Genomic DNA, 16,349 nt, shown 5'->3' on the forward strand with positions numbered 1-16,349 from the left:
GACATCCTCGTCGTCGCCCATCCCCGGCTCTATCCGCTGATGTCCGGCCTCCGGGAGCGGGGAACGGCGATCGCCGTGCTGCGGTGCCCGGAGGAGGGCGCCCGCTCGGGCGACCGTCGAATCCTCGCCTTCGAGCATGCCATCGACCGGCTCTGCGTCGACGACCGGAGCGAGGCGGAGCGGCTCTCCGCCGCGGGCTTTCCCGATTCCAAGATCGTCGTCCTGTCTGACGCGGAGGGGGACTTTCGGGACATTCTCGCGGGCCTGTGGGCTTGAACGCGCGCATCCTGTCGCGGAAAGGCCGCATCCCCCGCGGCAAAGCAGGTATTTGGTCGACCAAAGATCGCGCCATGTCCGTGCCCGCCCTTGTGCGGCATCGGCCGCTCGTCTAAGCCTCCGGCCGCGCGCTCCCTGGCATTGGAGAAATTCCAGTGGTCGCCCTCGCGGGGCGCGGCATCACGGATCGGCGCGAGCGTGCGGGGTGCCACATGGACGGCCTTCTTGCGGACTATCTGCCCCTGATCGTGTTCATCGGCGTCTCGCTGGTGATCGCGGTGGCGCTGCTCGTGGCGCCGTTCATCGTGGCCTACAACAGCCCCGATCCGGAGAAGCTCTCGGCCTACGAGTGCGGCTTCAACGCCTTCGACGACGCGCGCATGAAGTTCGACGTGCGCTTCTATCTCGTCGCGATCCTGTTCATCATCTTCGACCTCGAGGTCGCGTTCCTGTTCCCCTGGGCGATCACCTTCGGGGAGCTCGGCTGGTTCGGCTTCTGGTCGATGATGGCCTTCCTCGGCGTGCTGACCGTGGGCTTCGTCTACGAGTGGCGGAAGGGCGCACTGGAGTGGGACTAGGAGCCTCGCGCTCCATATCCCAGCCGTCAGACGCGAGAGCGAACCACCCATGGCCCTGACCCCCGAGATGTCCCGCGCCCCGGCGATCGCGCCGCAGCCCAAGGGCCTCGTCGATCCCTCGACGGGCCGCCCGATCGGCGCCGACGATCCGACCTTCCTGTCGATCAGCAACGAGCTCGCCGACCGCGGCTTCCTCGTCACCTCGACGGACGACCTCATCAATTGGGCCCGCACCGGCTCGCTGATGTGGATGACCTTCGGCCTCGCCTGCTGCGCCGTCGAGATGATGCAGATGTCGATGCCGCGCTACGACTGCGAGCGCTTCGGCTTCGCCCCCCGCGGCTCGCCGCGGCAGTCCGACGTGATGATCGTCGCCGGCACGCTCACCAACAAGATGGCGCCCGCGCTCCGCAAGGTCTACGACCAGATGCCGGAGCCGCGCTACGTGATCTCGATGGGCTCCTGTGCCAACGGCGGCGGCTACTACCACTACTCCTACTCGGTGGTGCGCGGCTGCGACCGTGTGGTGCCGGTCGACATCTACGTGCCCGGCTGTCCCCCGACCGCCGAGGCGCTGCTCTACGGCGTGCTTCTTCTCCAGAAGAAGATCCGCCGCATCGGCACCATCGAGCGCTGAGGCGGAGCCATGAGCAACGGCATCAGCATCCTGGCCCACACCCAGCCGGCCTCCGGCGACGCGGCGCTGTCGGCTCTCTCGGAGCGGATCGTCGGCGCCCTCGGGCCGGCGGTGGTCGAGAGCGCCATCGCTTTCGGTGAGCTGACGCTCGTCGTGCAGGCCTCCGACATCGTCTACGCACTCACCTACCTGCGCGACGATCCGGGTTGCGCCTTCCGCTGCTTCGTCGACATCTGCGGGGCCGACTACCCGCAGCGCGCCAAGCGCTTCGACGTCGTCTACCACCTGCTGTCCCTGCGCCATAACGCGCGCATCCGCGTGAAGGTGCGCACCGACGAGACGACGCCCGTGCCGTCGGTCATCGACGTGTTCCCGGCGGCGAACTGGTTCGAGCGCGAGACCTACGATCTCTACGGCATCCTGTTCTCGGGCCATCCGGACCTGCGGCGCCTCCTGACCGATTACGGCTTCGAGGGTCACCCGCTGCGCAAGGACTTCCCTCTCACCGGCTTCGTCGAGGTCCGCTACGACCAGGAGGAGGCGCGGGTCGTCTACGAGCCGGTCAAGCTCACGCAGGAGTTCCGCAACTTCGACTTCCTCTCGCCCTGGGAAGGCACGGACTACGTGCTGCCCGGCGACGAGAAGACCTCGGCCTGAGGCGCGCCATGCCCGAGGATGGAACCCTCTCCGGTCATTGCCTCTGCGGGGCGGCGCGCTTCACCGCGCGGCCGAAGCAGATGCACATGGATGTCTGCCATTGCGGCCAGTGCCGGCGCTGGTCCGGCGGCACCTGGATGACGGTGGAATGCGAGCCGGAGAGCCTCGCGGTCGAGGATGCCGGCCGGATCGGTGTCTACGCCTCCTCGGATCACGCGGAGCGCGGCTTCTGCGGGACCTGCGGCACCACCCTCTACTGGCGGATGAAGGACGGCAGCCTGCTCACGGTCTCGGCGCAGGCCTTCGAGGCACCCGAGCGCTTCGCCTTCGCGAGCGAGATCTTCATCGACCGCAAGCCCGGCAACTACGCTTTCGCCAACGACACCAAGAAGCTGACCGAGGCCGAGGTCTTGGCTCAGTTCCCGGAGATCGCCGGCTGATGACCGAGCACAACATCCGCAACTTCGCGATCAACTTCGGCCCACAGCACCCGGCGGCGCACGGGGTGCTGCGCCTCGTGCTGGAGCTCGACGGCGAGATCGTCGAGCGGGTCGACCCGCATATCGGCCTGCTCCACCGGGGCACCGAGAAGCTCATCGAGCACAAGACCTACCTTCAGGCGACGCCCTATTTCGACCGGCTCGACTACGTCGCGCCGATGAATCAGGAGCACGCCTTCTGCCTCGCCATCGAGAAGCTGCTCGGGCTTCCGGTGCCGCGCCGGGCCAAGCTCATCCGCACCCTGTTCTGCGAGATCGGGCGCCTTCTCTCCCACCTCCTCAACGTCACCACGCAGGCGATGGACGTCGGCGCGCTGACGCCGCCCCTGTGGGGCTTCGAGGAGCGCGAGAAGCTGATGATCTTCTACGAGCGCGCGAGCGGCGCACGGCTTCACGCCAACTACTTCCGGCCGGGCGGCGTCCATCAGGACCTGCCGCCGGCGCTCATCGACGACATCGAGGCGTTCTGCGACCCGTTCCTGCAGGTGGTCGACGATCTCGACAACCTCGTCATGTCGAACCGCATCTTCAAGCAGCGCAACGTCGACATCGGCATCGTCACGGTGGACGAGGCCATGGCCTGGGGCTTCTCGGGCGTGATGGTGCGCGGCTCCGGCATCCCGTGGGACCTGCGCAAGTCGCAGCCCTACGAGGCCTACGAGGAGATGGAGTTCGACGTCCCCGTGGGGAAGAACGGCGACACCTATGATCGCCAGGTCATCCGCATGGAGGAGATGCGCGAGAGCGTGCGCATCATGAAGCAGTGCGTTGCCAAGCTGCGCGAGCCGGCCGGCCAGGGCCCCATCGCGACGCTCGACGGCAAGGTGGCGCCGCCGCCGCGCCGGGAGATGAAGCGCTCGATGGAGGCGCTCATCCACCACTTCAAGCTCTACACCGAGGGCTTCCACGTGCCGGCCGGCGAGGTCTACGCCGCCGTCGAGGCGCCCAAGGGCGAGTTCGGCGTCTACCTCGTCTCCGACGGCACCAACAAACCCTATCGTTGCAAGATCCGCGCTCCGGGATTCGCCCATCTCCAGGCGATGGACTGGATGTGCCGCGGCCACATGCTCGCCGACGTGTCCTGCGTGCTCGGCACGCTCGACATCGTCTTCGGCGAAGTGGACCGCTGACGGTTCCGAGGTCGACCGATGGCTAACCGCAGACTCGCCCCCGCCGCCGAGCAGCCCGCGAGCTTCGCGTTCTCGCCCGAGAACGCCGAGTGGGCCAAGGGCCAGATCGAGAAGTACCCGGAGGGGCGTCAGGCCTCGGCCGTGATCCCGCTCCTGTGGAAGGCGCAGGAGCAGAACGGCGGCTGGCTGCCTCAGAAGGCGATCGAGGCGGTCGCCGACCAGCTCGGGATGCCGCATATCCGCGTGCTCGAGGTCGCGACCTTCTACACGATGTTCGCGCTGGAGCCCGTCGGCCGCTACTGGATCCAGGTCTGCGGGACGGTGCCCTGCGATTCCTGCGGCTCGCGCGAGCTGAAGCAGATGCTGCACAAGCGCCTCGGCCCTCCCGGCCATGTCAGCCCGGACGGGAACTTCTCCTGGCTCGAGGTCGAGTGCCTCGGCGCCTGCTGCAACGCGCCGATGGCGCAGATCAACCACGACTACTTCGAGGACCTGACGCCGGAGAACCTCGGCAAGCTCATGGACGACCTCGCCGCCGGCCGCCCCGTGAAGGTCGGTTCGCAGACGGGCCGCGTCTCGTCCGAGCCGAAGGACGCGGTGAACACCCTTCAGGACCCGACCCTGTTCGACGGATCGCGGGTCGGCGCCTGGCGCAAGCGCTTCGAGGAGGCCGGCAAGGCCTCCGGCGATGGTGAGGCCGCCTCGACCGAGCAGCGGGCGGCGAGCGAGCCCAAGGTCGCCCGTCCCGATGCCGGCCGCGCCGACGAGCGGCCCGCGGCGGACGCCCCCGCGCAGCGCGCCGCCGCCGGCGAAACGCCGGTGAAGGCCGCCGATCGTGCGGACGCGGCCGAGAACGCCTCGGACAAGGGCGAGCCCGACCGTTCGCCGGCCGGGCGCGTCGCCGCGGCCGAGCCGGCGTCCGCCGAAGCCGGCGCCCAGTCATCCCTGAAGCGCGACGCGGTGCCGCCGCAGCCGGAGGCGTCGGGCGCCAGCGAGGCCGAGGTCGCCGCCGAGGCCGAGGAGGCCCGCGTCGCCAAGGCGCTCGCCGACCTGCCGAAGGACGCGAGCCCGGAGCGCAAGGCCGACGCGGTCGGCACCCGCCCCGCCGGCCTCGACGCGGCGCGGGCCGGCACGCCGGACGACCTCACCCGCATCAAGGGCATCGGCCCGGGCAACGAGCGGCGCCTGCACGGGCTCGGCATCTATCACTTCGATCAGATCGCCGGCTGGACGCGTCCCGAGATCGCCTGGGTCGGCACCTATCTCGCCTTCCCCGGCCGCATCGACCGCGAGGATTGGGTCGGGCAGGCGAAAACCCTGTCCGGAACGGGCAAGTGAGGCGCTGACATGCTCTCCGATCAGGATCGCATCTTCACCAACCTCTACGGCCTGCATTCGCCGGGGCTCGAGGCCGCCAGGAAGCGCGGCGCCTGGGACGGAACCAAGTTCCTCCTGGAGATGGGCCGCGACTGGATCATCGAGGAGATGAAGGCCTCAGGGCTCCGTGGTCGCGGCGGCGCCGGCTTCCCCACGGGCCTCAAGTGGTCCTTCATGCCCAAGAAGTCCGACGGGCGCCCGCACTACCTCGTCGTCAACGCCGACGAGTCGGAGCCGGGCACATGCAAGGACCGGGAGATCATGCGGCACGATCCGCATCTCCTGATCGAGGGTTGCATGTTGGCGTCTTTCGCCATGGGCGCGCATGCCTGCTACGTGTATCTCCGCGGCGAGTACGTCGCCGAGAAGCACGCCCTCCAGCGGGCCGTCGACGAAGCCTACGAGGCGCGCCTCGTCGGGCAGTCGAACGTCCACGACTACCCCTTCGACATCTACGTCCACCACGGCGCCGGTGCCTACATCTGTGGCGAGGAGACGGCCCTCATCGAGAGCCTCGAGGGCAAGAAGGGCATGCCGCGGCTGAAGCCGCCTTTCCCAGCCAACATGGGCCTCTACGGCTGCCCGACGACGGTCAACAACGTCGAGTCGATCGCGGTGGCCGGCACCATCCTGCGCCGGGGCGGCGCCTGGTTCGCGGGCTTGGGCGGCAAGAACAACACCGGCACGAAGCTCTTCTGCGTCTCGGGGCACGTCAACAAGCCGTGCAACGTCGAGGAGGAGATGGGCATCACCTTCCGGGAGCTCATCGACAAGCATTGCGGCGGCATGCGCGGCGGCTGGGACAACCTGCTCTGCTCGATCCCTGGCGGCTCCTCGGTGCCGCTGGTGCCCGGCGAGCAGATCGTCGACGCCAAGATGGATTTCGACACCCTGCGAAACCTCGGCTCCGGCCTCGGCACCGCGGCGGTGATCGTGCTCGACAAGTCGACGGACATCGTCTCGGCGATCGCCCGCATCGCCTACTTCTACAAGCACGAGAGCTGCGGCCAGTGCACGCCCTGCCGAGAGGGCACGGGGTGGATGTGGCGCGTGATGCTGCGCATGGCGGAGGGCCGCGCGCAGAAGCGCGAGATCGACATGCTCCTCGACGTGACGAAGCAGATCGAGGGCCACACCATCTGCGCCCTCGGCGATGCGGCGGCCTGGCCGATCCAGGGCCTCATCCGCCACTACCGTTCCGAGATCGAGAAGCGGATCGACCGCTACAGCGCGAACCCGCACTCCGACCCCGTGCCGATGGCGGCGGAGTGAGCGCGATGGCATCTCCGTTCGGTCCAGCTTTCGAGATGACCCGATGACCAAGCTCCTCATCGACGGCACCGAGGTCGATGTTCCGGCCGAGTTCACGCTGCTCCAGGCCTGCGAGGTCGCGGGCGTCGAGATCCCGCGCTTCTGCTTCCACGAGCGGCTGTCGATCGCCGGCAACTGCCGGATGTGCCTCGTCGAGCTGAAGGGCGCGCCGAAGCCCGTGGCGAGCTGCGCCTACGCGGTGAAGGATTGCCGCCCCGGCCCGAACGGCGAGCCGCCGGAGGTGCTGACGCGCTCGGGCACCACCAAGAAGGCCCGCGAGGGGGTGATGGAGTTCCTCCTCATCAACCACCCGCTCGACTGCCCGATCTGCGACCAGGGCGGCCACTGCGACCTCCAGGACCAGGCGATGGCCTACGGGGTCGACTCGACCCGGTACGGCGAGAACAAGCGCGCCGTCGAGGAGAAGTACATTGGGCCGCTGGTGCGCACGGCCATGAACCGTTGCATCCACTGCACCCGCTGCGTGCGCTTCCTGGCGGAGGTCGCGGGCGTGCCGGATCTCGGCGCCATCGGCCGCGGCGAGGATATGGAGATCACGAGCTACCTCGAGCAGGCGATGCACTCGGAGCTCCAGGGCAACGTTGCCGACCTCTGCCCGGTGGGCGCCCTCGTCCACAAGCCGCAGAGCTACAACGTCCGCCCCTGGGAGCTGTCGAAGACCGAGTCCGTCGACGTGATGGACGCGGTGGGCTCGGCGATCCGCGTCGATTCCCGCGGCCGCGAGGTCATGCAGATCGAGCCGCGGGTGAACGAGGCGATCAACGAGGAGTGGATCTCCGACAAGACCCGCCACGTCGTCGACGGTCTGCGCATGCAGCGTCTCGACCGGCCGTTCCTGCGCGAGAACGGGCGCCTGCGGCCGGCCTCCTGGGCGGAGGCCTTCGGCGCGATCAAGACCCGGCTCCAGGGCGTCGATCCGAAGCGGGTCGGCGCGGTGGTCGGCGATCTCGCCGGTGTCGAGGAGACCTTCGCCCTCAAGGCTCTGATGGCCGCGATCGGGACCCCGAATCTCGATTGCCGCCAGGCCGGCGAGCGGATCGACCCCGCCTGGGGCCGGGCCGCCTACACGCTCGGCGCCGGCATCGCCGGGATCGAGGAAGCCGACGCGATCCTGCTCGTCGGCGCCAACCCGCGGACCGAGGCCTCGCTTCTCAACGTCCGCATCCGCAAGCGCTGGCGCATGGGGCCGCTGCCCGTCGGCGTCATCGGCGAGCCGGTCGATCTCACCTATCCGAGCCTCCAGCTCGGCGCCGGGCCTGAGACGCTCGCCGATCTCGCAGCCGGCAGGCACAGCTTCGCGCAGGTCCTGAAGGACGCGGCCCGTCCTCTCGTCATCGTCGGCATGGGCGCGCTCGCCCGGCCGGACGGCGCGGCGATCCTCGCCGCCGCCGCCGCGCTCGCCCGTGATGTCGGCGCCGTGACGCCGGAATGGAACGGCTTCGGCGTGCTCCAGACGGCGGCCGCCCGCGTCGGCGCCCTCGACCTCGGCTTCGTGCCGGGGGAGGGCGGGCTCGACTTCGCCGGCATGACCGCGGCCGGCGGCCTCGACGTGCTCTTCAACCTCGGTGCCGACGAGGTCGAGGTCGCGCCCGGCGCCTTCGTGATCTACCAGGGCACCCATGGCGATCGCGGCGCGTCCCGCGCCGACGTGATCCTGCCCGGCGCCGCCTACACCGAGAAGAGCGCGACCTACGTCAACCTCGAAGGCCGGGTGCAGATGACCAATCGCGCCGGCTTCCCGCCGGGCGACGCGCGCGAGGACTGGGCGGTGATCCGCGCCCTCTCGGACGTCATCGGCCACCGCTTGCCCTTCGATTCGCTGGGCGCCCTGCGCCGCGCGCTCTACGCCGAGCATCCGCACTTCGCCGGGATCGATGCGGTCGCGACCTCCGACGCGGTTGCGAGCCTGGAGCGCGTCGCCACTCTCGGCGGCAGCACGCAGCGGGACGCTTTCCGCCCCGGCGTGGCCGACTTCTACCTCACGAACCCGATCACCCGCGCCTCGCGCGTGCTCGCGGAATGCTCCGGGCTCGCCCGGAGCCGCGGCCTCGAGGCGGCGGAATAGGGACGCCGACGATGACCTTCCTCGAGGTGCTCGGCACCGTCCTCCTCATCGCGCTGAAGAGCTTCGTGCTCCTCGCCGCCCTCCTGGTGTTCATCGCCTTCGCGCTGCTCGCCGACCGCAAGATCTGGGCGGCCGTGCAGCTGCGCCGGGGCCCCAACGTCGTCGGCCCCTTCGGCCTGTTTCAGTCCTTCGCGGACCTGCTCAAGTTCGTGCTCAAGGAGCCGGTGATCCCGGCGGGCGCCAACAAGGGCCTCTTCCTGCTGGCGCCGCTGGTCTTCGCGATGCTGGCGCTGGCGGGCTGGGCGGTGATCCCGCTCGCCGAGGGCTGGGCGATCGCCGACATCAACGTCGGCATCACCTACATCTTCGCGATCTCGTCGCTGATGGTCTACGGCGTCATCATGGGCGGCTGGGCCTCGAACTCGAAATACGCCTTCCTCGGCGCGCTCCGGTCCACGGCGCAGATGATCTCCTACGAGGTCTCCCTCGGCTTCGTGATCATCTGCGTGCTGATGTGCGCGGGCTCGCTCAACCTCTCGCGGATCGTGCTCGCGCAGGACACGGCGCTCGGGATGTTCGGCTGGTACTGGTTCTGGCTGTTCCCGATGTTCGGCGTGTTCTTCGTCTCGGCGCTGGCCGAGACCAACCGGCCGCCCTTCGATCTGCCGGAGGCCGAGTCCGAGCTCGTGGCGGGCTACATGGTCGAGTATTCCTCGACCCCGTACCTGCTCTTCATGCTCGGCGAGTACGTGGCCATCATGACCATGTGCGCGCTCGGCACGGTGCTCTTCCTAGGCGGCTGGCTCTCGCCGATCCCCTTCGCGCCCTTCACCTGGGTGCCCGGGCTGATCTGGTTCGCGCTGAAGGCGAGCTTCCTGTTCTTCATGATCGCCATGGTGAAGGCCATGGTGCCCCGCTACCGCTACGACCAGCTCATGCGGCTCGGCTGGAAGGTGTTCCTGCCGCTGTCCCTCGTATCGGTCGTCGTCGTCGCCTTCGTTCTCAAGCTCACCGGCCTCGCGCCGGGCGCCTGAGCGGACGGACAAGCATCGGAGATTGCGCCGTGAAGCTCGATCAGGTCGCAAAGAGCCTCCTGCTGACGGAGTTCGTGTCCGGGTTCGTCCTGGCCATGAAGTACTTCTTCAAGCCGAAGGCGACCATCAACTATCCCTTCGAGATGGGCCATCGCGGGCCGCGCTTCCGAGGCGAGCATGCGCTCCGCCGCTATCCGAACGGAGAGGAGCGTTGCATCGCCTGCAAGCTCTGCGAGGCGATCTGCCCGGCGCAGGCCATCACCATCGAGGCGGGCCCCCGCCGCAACGACGGCACCCGCCGCACGACGCGCTACGACATCGACATGGTGAAGTGCATCTACTGCGGCATGTGCCAGGAGGCCTGCCCGGTCGACGCCATCGTCGAGGGGCCGAATCTCGAGTTCTCCGTCGAGACGCGCGAGGAGCTTCTATACGACAAGGAGAAGCTCCTCCTGAACGGCGATCGCTGGGAACGCGAGATCGCCCGCAACATCGCGATGGACGCGCCCTACCGCTAGGGCTGCGACTGTTGTGCCCCCGGGGGCTGGGTTCTATAGACGGGCCGCGTCGCGCGGCCGCACGGCACACGAGGCAGAAGGGGTCGCCCTCAGGGCGGCCGATCCGCAAAGCGCATGACCGCAGCAGCCGCCTTCTTCTACCTGTTCGCGGGTCTCGCGATCGCGTCGGGCTTCATGGTGATTGCTTCCCGCAATCCCGTGTCCTCGGTGCTCTTCCTGATTCTGGCCTTCGTGAACGCGGCCGGCCTCTTCGTCCTGATGGGCGCAGAGTTCCTGGCGATGATCCTGGTCGTCGTCTACGTCGGCGCCGTCGCTGTGCTGTTCCTGTTCGTCGTGATGATGCTCGACGTGGACTTCGCGCAGCTTCGGCAGGGTTTCCAGCGCTACCTGCCGGTCGGCGGCCTGATCGGCGCGATCTTCCTCATCGAGATCGTGCTCGTCGTCGGCTCCTGGACGATCGATCCGGGCCTCGTGCAGGCGCCGCTCGGCAACCCGACCTCGGGCGAGAGCTTCACCAACACCTACGCGCTCGGCCGCGTGCTCTACACGGAGTACGCCTACTTCTTCCAGATCGCCGGGCTCGTGCTGCTCGTCGCGATGATCGGCGCGATCGTGCTGACGCTGCGCGACCGCCCTGGGGTGAAGCGCCAGAACATCGCCGTCCAGAACGCCCGGACCCAGGCCATGGCGGTGGAGACCCGCAAGGTGCCCTCCCGCCAGGGCGTGGAGGTCTGAGCGCCGTGCCAGCAGGAGCCCGCCGATGATCGGCCTCAGCCACTATCTCACGGTTGCCGCGATCCTGTTCACGCTCGGCGTGCTCGGCATCTTCATCAACCGCAAGAACGTCATCGTCATCCTGATGTCGGTCGAGCTGATCCTGCTCGCCGTGAACATCAACCTCGTGGCGTTCTCGACCCATCTCAACGACATCACCGGCCAGGTCTTCGCCCTGTTTGTGCTGACCGTCGCCGCCGCCGAGGCTGCGATCGGCCTCGCGATCCTGGTGGTGTTCTTCCGCAACCGCGGCTCCATCGCGGTCGAGGACGTCAGCATGATGCGCGGCTGAGCCAAGAGGCTCGCCGTCAAGCCAATGCACCCCTGATCGCCGGGCGGCCTCCCGCCCGGCGAGAAAGGACCGCAGGACACGATGTACCACGCGATCGTCTTCTTCCCGCTCATCGGCGCCCTCGTCGCCGGACTGTTCGGCCGATATATCGGCGCGAAGCCGTCCGAGTACGTGACGACGGCCTGCCTCGCCTTCTCGGCGCTGATCTCGTGGGGCGTGTTCTTCGACGGGACCGACATGGTCCGCGTGCAGGTGGCCCACTGGTTCACCGCGGGCGACCTCACCGTCGACTGGGCCTTCCGGATCGACCGCCTGACCAAGGTCATGCTCGTCGTCGTCACCTCGGTCTCGACGCTCGTGCACCTCTACTCCATGGGCTACATGGAGGAGGACCCGCACCGGCCGCGCTTCTTCGCCTACCTGTCGCTGTTCACCTTCGCCATGCTGATGCTGGTGACGGCCGACAACCTCGTGCAGATGTTCTTCGGCTGGGAGGGCGTCGGCCTCGCGAGCTATCTGCTGATCGGCTTCTGGTACGAGAAGCCCTCGGCCAACGCGGCTGCGATGAAGGCCTTCATCGTCAACCGCGTTGGCGATTTCGGCTTCTCGCTCGGCATCTTCCTCGTCTTCGTGCTGTTCGGCTCGGTCGCCTTCGACGGCATCTTCCCGCGCGTGGCCGAGTTCAAGGACACGACCTTCCACTTCCTCGGCTACGACTGGAACGCGCTGACGCTCGCCTGCCTGCTCCTGTTCATGGGCGCGATGGGCAAGTCCGCGCAGTTCCTGCTCCACACCTGGCTGCCGGACGCCATGGAGGGCCCGACCCCGGTCTCGGCGCTCATCCACGCGGCGACCATGGTGACGGCCGGCGTCTTCATGGTGGCGCGCCTGTCGCCGCTGTTCGAGCTGGCGCCGAACGCGCTGATCGTCGTCACGGTCATCGGCGGCATCACCGCGTTCTTCGCGGCGACCGTCGGCCTCGTCCAGAACGACATCAAGCGGGTCATCGCCTACTCGACCTGCTCGCAGCTCGGCTACATGTTCGTGGCGCTCGGGGTCGGCGCCTACGCGGCCGGGGTGTTCCACCTCTTCACCCACGCCTTCTTCAAGGCGCTGCTGTTCCTCGGGGCCGGCTCGGTCATCCACGCGATGCACCACGAGCAGGACATGCGGAACATGGGCGCGCTGCGCCGCTACATCCCCTTCACCACGGCGATGATGGCGATCGGCACGCTGGCGCTCACCGGCTTCCCCTTCACCGCCGGCTACTACTCGAAGGACGCGATCATCGAGGCGGCCTACGCCTCGACCCGTCCGGGCCACACGCTGGCCTTCCTCTGCACGGTGATCGCCGCCTTCTTCACCTCCTTCTATTCCTGGCGCCTGTTCTTCCTCACCTTCGAGGGGCACGCCCGCTGGGCCGGCCACGGCGCGCACGGGCATGACGACCACGCGCATGCTCACGCCGCCCACGGCACGGCCGCGGTCGCCCATCAAGCGGACGGCGCGCCCGGCCATCACGAGGGGGTCGCCCACGACGACAAGGGCCACGACATCGAGCCGGCCTCGCACAGCGCCGTCGAGCATCACGACGACCACCACGCGCACATGCCGCACGAGAGCCCGAGGGTGATGACGATCCCGCTCGCGATCCTCGCGTTCGGGGCGCTCTTCGCCGGCGTGATCTTCAAGGACCGCTTCATCGGCGAGGGCATGGACGCCTTCTGGGGCCACGCCCTCGCGCACGGGCCGGACAACCACATCATGCACGACATGCATCATGTGCCGGCCCTCGTCGCCGCGCTGCCCTTCATCATGATGGTGCTCGGCTTCGCCCTGGCGTTCTGGATGTACATCCGCCGGCCGGAGCTGCCGGGCGCGCTCGCCGCCCAGCAGCCGACCCTGTACCGCTTCCTCCTCAACAAGTGGTACTTCGACGAGATCTACGACCGGATCTTCGTCCGCCCGGCGAAGTGGCTCGGCGTCGTCTTCTGGAAGGGCCTCGACGGCCGCGTGATCGACGGCATGGGCCCTGACGGCATCTCGGCGCGGGTCGTCGACGTCACCCGCGGCGTGGTCCGTCTCCAGACCGGCTACGTCTACCACTACGCCTTCGTGATGCTGGTCGGCGTCGCCGCCCTCGTCACCTGGTACATGATGACCGGCGCGGCCGGAGGGGCACACTGATGTTCGGCCTCGGCATCCTCTCGGGCCTCCTGATCGTCCCGCTCTGCGGCGCGGCCTTCATCCTCACGCTGAGCGGCGAGGAGCGGTCCGTCGCGCGCAACGCCCGCTGGGCGGCGCTCGCCACCACGATCGTCACCTTCCTGCTCTCCCTCGTCGCCTGGGGCCGCTACGACGCGACGTCCGCGAGCTTCCAGCTCGTCGAGAGCCACGCCTGGCTCACGGAGAGCATCCGCTTCAAGCTCGGCGTCGACGGCTTCTCGATGCCGCTCGTCCTGCTGACGACCTTCCTGATGCCCTTCTGCATCGGCGCGTCCTGGACCTCGATCGACAAGCGCGTGAAGGAGTACTTCGTCGCCTTCCTCGTCCTCGAGACGACGATGATCGGCGTGTTCTGCGCCCTCGATCTGGTGTTGTTCTACCTGTTCTTCGAGGCCGGCCTGATCCCGATGTTCCTCATCATCGGCATCTGGGGGGGCAAGCGGCGCATCTACGCGAGCTTCAAGTTCTTCCTCTACACCCTGCTCGGCTCGGTGCTGATGCTGCTCGCCATCATGGCAATGTACTGGCACGCCGGCACCACCGACATCCCGCAGCTTCTCCAGCACCGCTTCCCCGTGGGGATGCAGTGGTGGCTGTGGCTCGCCTTCTTCGCGAGCTTCGCGGTGAAGATGCCGATGTGGCCGGTCCACACCTGGCTCCCCGACGCCCACGTCGAGGCGCCGACCGCGGGCTCGGTCATCCTGGCGGGCATCCTGCTGAAGATGGGCGGCTACGGCTTCATCCGCGTCTCGCTGCCGATGCTGCCGGACGCTTCTCAGAGCTTCGCGCCCCTCGTCTTCGCGCTCTCGGTCGTGGCGATCATCGTCACCTCGCTCACCGCGATGATGCAGACCGACATCAAGAAGCTCATCGCCTACTCGTCGGTCGCCCATATGGGCTTCGTGACGCTCGGCCTCTTCACCCTCAACGAGCAGGGCATCCAGGGCGCCCTGTTCCTGATGATCTCGCACGGCATCGTCTCGGGCGCGCTCTTCCTTGGCGTCGGCGTCGTCTACGACCGTATGCACACCCGTGAGATCGCCGCCTATGGCGGCCTCGTGAAGCGGATGCCGCTCTACGCGGTGGCGATGATGGTCTTCACCATGGCCAATGTCGGCCTGCCCGGTACCTCGGGCTTCGTCGGCGAGTTCCTGGCGATGATGGGTGCCTTCAAGGCCAACCCGACGGTCGCCTTCTTCTCGGTCTTCGGCATCATCCTGTCGGCGGGCTACGCCCTGTGGCTCTACGCACGGGTGATCTACGGGGCCCTCGACAAGCCGAACCTCCAGGGCATCCTCGATCTTGACAACCGCGAGAAGCTCATCCTGGCGCCGCTCGTCGTCCTGACGATCTACTACGGCGTCCACCCGGCCCCGATCCTCGACGTCTTCGCCCCCTCTACCGAGGCGCTGATGGCGAGCATGAAGGCCGCGCTCTCGACCACGCAGACGGCTGCCGCCGCGCTGCCGCTCGCCCGCTGAACGGGACCGCCCGATGAACGCCGCCCCGACCCTGCACGCCGTGCTGCCCACCCTCTCGCCGCTGTTGCCGGAGCTGATCCTCGGCATCGGCGTGCTGGCGCTGATCCTGTTCGGCGCCTTCCGCGGCGAGCGCTCGACGGAGGGCGTCAACGTCGGCGCCCTGATCCTGCTGATCGTGGCGCTCTTCGTCGTGGTGACGCAGCCGACCCACCGGGTGACGACGCTCAACGGCGCCTTCATCTCGGACGCCTTCTCGCGGGTGATGAAGGCGCTGATCCTGCTCGGGTCGTCGGCGACCATCCTGCTCTCGCGGGACTATTTCCAGCGCGAGCGCATCGACCGGTTCGAATACCCGATCCTCGTCGTGCTCTGCACGATCGGCATGATGGTCATGGCCTCGGCCAACGACCTGATCTCACTCTATCTTGGCCTCGAGCTGCAGTCGCTCGCCGCCTACGTCATCGCCGCCTTCCACCGGGACGACCTCAAGTCGACCGAGGCCGGCCTGAAGTACTTCGTCCTCGGCGCGCTCTCCTCGGGCATGCTGCTCTACGGCTCGTCGCTGATCTACGGGTTCACCGGCACCGTCTCCTTCCCCGGCATCGTCTCGGCGCTCCACGCGGGAAGCGGTTTCGGCATCGTGCTCGGCATCGTGTTCGTGGCGGCAGGCGTCGCCTTCAAGATGTCGGCCGTGCCGTTCCACATGTGGACGCCCGACGTCTACGAGGGCTCCCCAACCCCGGTGACGGCCTTCTTCGCCTCGGCGCCGAAGATGGCCGCGGTGGCGATGTCGGTGCGCGTCTTCGCGGGCGCCTTCCAGGACGTCGCGGCGATCTGGCAGCAGATCATCATCTTCATCGCCATCGCATCGATGGCGCTCGGCTCCTTCGCGGCCATCGGCCAGCGGAACCTGAAGCGGCTGATGGCCTATTCCTCCATCGGCAACATCGGCTACGCGCTCATCGGGCTCGCCGCCGCCAAGGAGGACGGCGTGCGCGGCGTGGTGATCTACATGGTCATCTACCTCGCCATGACGCTCGGCGCCTTCGCGATCATCCTGTCGCTGCGCCGCGGCCGCCAGATGTTCGAGTCGATCGACGACCTCGCCGGCCTCTCGCGCACGCATCCCGTGCTGGCCTTCTGCCTGGCGATGATGATGTTCTCGCTTGCCGGCATCCCGCCGCTGGCCGGCTTCTTCGCGAAGTTCTACGTCTTCGCCGCCGCGATCAAGGAAGGGCTCGTAACGCTTGCCGTGATCGGCGTCGTGACCAGCGTCGTCGGCGCCTTCTACTACCTGCGCCTCGTCAAGGTGATGTACTTCGACGAGCCGCAGGCCGGCTACGAGCGCATCCCGCCGGGCTCGGCCATCGTGCTCGGCCTCTCGAGCGTCGTCGTGATCCTGTTCTGGCTGGCGCCGGCCCCGCTCGTCGCCGTCGCGGGTGCGGCCGCCAAGGCCCTCTACTGAAGGCGCC

General features: G+C 68.1%; 16 protein-coding genes. All 16 read left to right on the forward strand.

Annotated elements, in window-relative coordinates; genetic code table 11:
- Window positions 1–276, forward strand: a 276-nt coding sequence (locus MFF04_RS11730; protein WP_238275968.1) for a hypothetical protein, incomplete at its 5' end; no start/stop codon positions are given.
- Between the two features lie 212 nt (window positions 277–488).
- Window positions 489–854 (forward strand): NADH-quinone oxidoreductase subunit A, encoded by a 366-nt coding sequence (locus tag MFF04_RS11735; protein WP_238275970.1) that lies wholly within the window; start codon window positions 489–491, stop codon window positions 852–854.
- A 49-nt stretch (window positions 855–903) separates the two neighbouring features.
- Entirely contained in the window at window positions 904–1,491 is a 588-nt protein-coding gene (locus MFF04_RS11740) for a NuoB/complex I 20 kDa subunit family protein (protein WP_238275972.1), read from the forward strand.
- A gap of 9 nt (window positions 1,492–1,500) precedes the next feature.
- On the forward strand, window positions 1,501–2,148 hold the full coding sequence (locus MFF04_RS11745) for an NADH-quinone oxidoreductase subunit C (protein WP_238275973.1): 648 nt from the start codon (window positions 1,501–1,503) through the stop codon (window positions 2,146–2,148).
- Between the two features lie 8 nt (window positions 2,149–2,156).
- Entirely contained in the window at window positions 2,157–2,588 is a 432-nt protein-coding gene (locus MFF04_RS11750; RefSeq protein WP_238275975.1) for a GFA family protein, read from the forward strand.
- Window positions 2,588–3,778, forward strand: a complete 1,191-nt coding sequence (locus tag MFF04_RS11755; RefSeq protein ID WP_238275977.1) for an NADH-quinone oxidoreductase subunit D — start codon at window positions 2,588–2,590, stop codon at window positions 3,776–3,778. Before MFF04_RS11750 ends, MFF04_RS11755 begins: the two co-directional genes overlap by 1 nt.
- Window positions 3,779–3,796: 18 nt before the next feature.
- On the forward strand, window positions 3,797–5,116 hold the full coding sequence (gene nuoE, locus MFF04_RS11760; RefSeq protein ID WP_238275979.1) for an NADH-quinone oxidoreductase subunit NuoE: 1,320 nt from the start codon (window positions 3,797–3,799) through the stop codon (window positions 5,114–5,116).
- A 9-nt stretch (window positions 5,117–5,125) separates the two neighbouring features.
- Window positions 5,126–6,427 carry an NADH-quinone oxidoreductase subunit NuoF gene (gene nuoF / locus MFF04_RS11765; protein ID WP_238275981.1) on the forward strand — a complete coding sequence of 434 codons (1,302 nt, stop codon included), beginning with the start codon at window positions 5,126–5,128 and terminating at the stop codon, window positions 6,425–6,427.
- 43 nt (window positions 6,428–6,470) lie between these two features.
- Window positions 6,471–8,552: an NADH-quinone oxidoreductase subunit NuoG gene (gene nuoG / locus MFF04_RS11770; protein WP_238275983.1), complete on the forward strand. Its 2,082-nt coding sequence runs from the start codon at window positions 6,471–6,473 to the stop codon at window positions 8,550–8,552.
- Between the two features lie 11 nt (window positions 8,553–8,563).
- The gene (nuoH, locus tag MFF04_RS11775; RefSeq protein ID WP_238275985.1) at window positions 8,564–9,586 is read left to right on the forward strand and encodes an NADH-quinone oxidoreductase subunit NuoH; all 1,023 of its coding nucleotides are present in this window, start codon (window positions 8,564–8,566) and stop codon (window positions 9,584–9,586) included.
- Window positions 9,587–9,615: 29 nt separating this feature from the next.
- Complete coding sequence (gene nuoI, locus MFF04_RS11780) at window positions 9,616–10,104, forward strand: NADH-quinone oxidoreductase subunit NuoI (protein WP_238275987.1); 489 nt, start codon at window positions 9,616–9,618, stop codon at window positions 10,102–10,104.
- 114 nt (window positions 10,105–10,218) lie between these two features.
- A complete protein-coding gene (locus tag MFF04_RS11785) occupies window positions 10,219–10,839 on the forward strand; it encodes an NADH-quinone oxidoreductase subunit J (protein WP_238275989.1) in 621 nt (206 codons plus the stop codon).
- A gap of 25 nt (window positions 10,840–10,864) precedes the next feature.
- Entirely contained in the window at window positions 10,865–11,170 is a 306-nt protein-coding gene (gene nuoK, locus MFF04_RS11790) for an NADH-quinone oxidoreductase subunit NuoK (protein ID WP_238275991.1), read from the forward strand.
- Window positions 11,171–11,251: 81 nt separating this feature from the next.
- On the forward strand, window positions 11,252–13,357 hold the full coding sequence (nuoL, locus tag MFF04_RS11795) for an NADH-quinone oxidoreductase subunit L (protein ID WP_238275993.1): 2,106 nt from the start codon (window positions 11,252–11,254) through the stop codon (window positions 13,355–13,357).
- Window positions 13,357–14,877, forward strand: coding sequence for an NADH-quinone oxidoreductase subunit M (locus tag MFF04_RS11800; RefSeq protein ID WP_238275995.1), 1,521 nt, complete (start codon window positions 13,357–13,359; stop codon window positions 14,875–14,877). The genes nuoL and MFF04_RS11800 overlap by 1 nt, the downstream gene beginning before the upstream one ends.
- A 13-nt stretch (window positions 14,878–14,890) precedes the next feature.
- Window positions 14,891–16,342: an NADH-quinone oxidoreductase subunit NuoN gene (nuoN, locus tag MFF04_RS11805; RefSeq protein ID WP_238275997.1), complete on the forward strand. Its 1,452-nt coding sequence runs from the start codon at window positions 14,891–14,893 to the stop codon at window positions 16,340–16,342.
- Window positions 16,343–16,349: the final 7 nt, after the last annotated feature.

This window comes from Methylobacterium jeotgali, from assembly GCF_022179345.1.
GTDB lineage: Bacteria > Pseudomonadota > Alphaproteobacteria > Rhizobiales > Beijerinckiaceae > Methylobacterium > Methylobacterium jeotgali.

What these genes read in the sequence shown, in the direction of transcription:
- MFF04_RS11735 (WP_238275970.1), top strand. Translation starts at nt 489, where the DNA reads ATGGACGGCCTTCTTGCGGACTATCTGCCCCTGATCGTGTTCATCGGC.
- MFF04_RS11740 (WP_238275972.1), top strand. Translation starts at nt 904, where the DNA reads ATGGCCCTGACCCCCGAGATGTCCCGCGCCCCGGCGATCGCGCCGCAG.
- MFF04_RS11745 (WP_238275973.1), top strand. Translation starts at nt 1,501, where the DNA reads ATGAGCAACGGCATCAGCATCCTGGCCCACACCCAGCCGGCCTCCGGC.
- MFF04_RS11750 (WP_238275975.1), top strand. Translation starts at nt 2,157, where the DNA reads ATGCCCGAGGATGGAACCCTCTCCGGTCATTGCCTCTGCGGGGCGGCG.
- MFF04_RS11755 (WP_238275977.1), top strand. Translation starts at nt 2,588, where the DNA reads ATGACCGAGCACAACATCCGCAACTTCGCGATCAACTTCGGCCCACAG.
- nuoE (WP_238275979.1), top strand. Translation starts at nt 3,797, where the DNA reads ATGGCTAACCGCAGACTCGCCCCCGCCGCCGAGCAGCCCGCGAGCTTC.
- nuoF (WP_238275981.1), top strand. Translation starts at nt 5,126, where the DNA reads ATGCTCTCCGATCAGGATCGCATCTTCACCAACCTCTACGGCCTGCAT.
- nuoG (WP_238275983.1), top strand. Translation starts at nt 6,471, where the DNA reads ATGACCAAGCTCCTCATCGACGGCACCGAGGTCGATGTTCCGGCCGAG.
- nuoH (WP_238275985.1), top strand. Translation starts at nt 8,564, where the DNA reads ATGACCTTCCTCGAGGTGCTCGGCACCGTCCTCCTCATCGCGCTGAAG.
- MFF04_RS11785 (WP_238275989.1), top strand. Translation starts at nt 10,219, where the DNA reads ATGACCGCAGCAGCCGCCTTCTTCTACCTGTTCGCGGGTCTCGCGATC.
- nuoK (WP_238275991.1), top strand. Translation starts at nt 10,865, where the DNA reads ATGATCGGCCTCAGCCACTATCTCACGGTTGCCGCGATCCTGTTCACG.
- nuoL (WP_238275993.1), top strand. Translation starts at nt 11,252, where the DNA reads ATGTACCACGCGATCGTCTTCTTCCCGCTCATCGGCGCCCTCGTCGCC.
- MFF04_RS11800 (WP_238275995.1), top strand. Translation starts at nt 13,357, where the DNA reads ATGTTCGGCCTCGGCATCCTCTCGGGCCTCCTGATCGTCCCGCTCTGC.
- nuoN (WP_238275997.1), top strand. Translation starts at nt 14,891, where the DNA reads ATGAACGCCGCCCCGACCCTGCACGCCGTGCTGCCCACCCTCTCGCCG.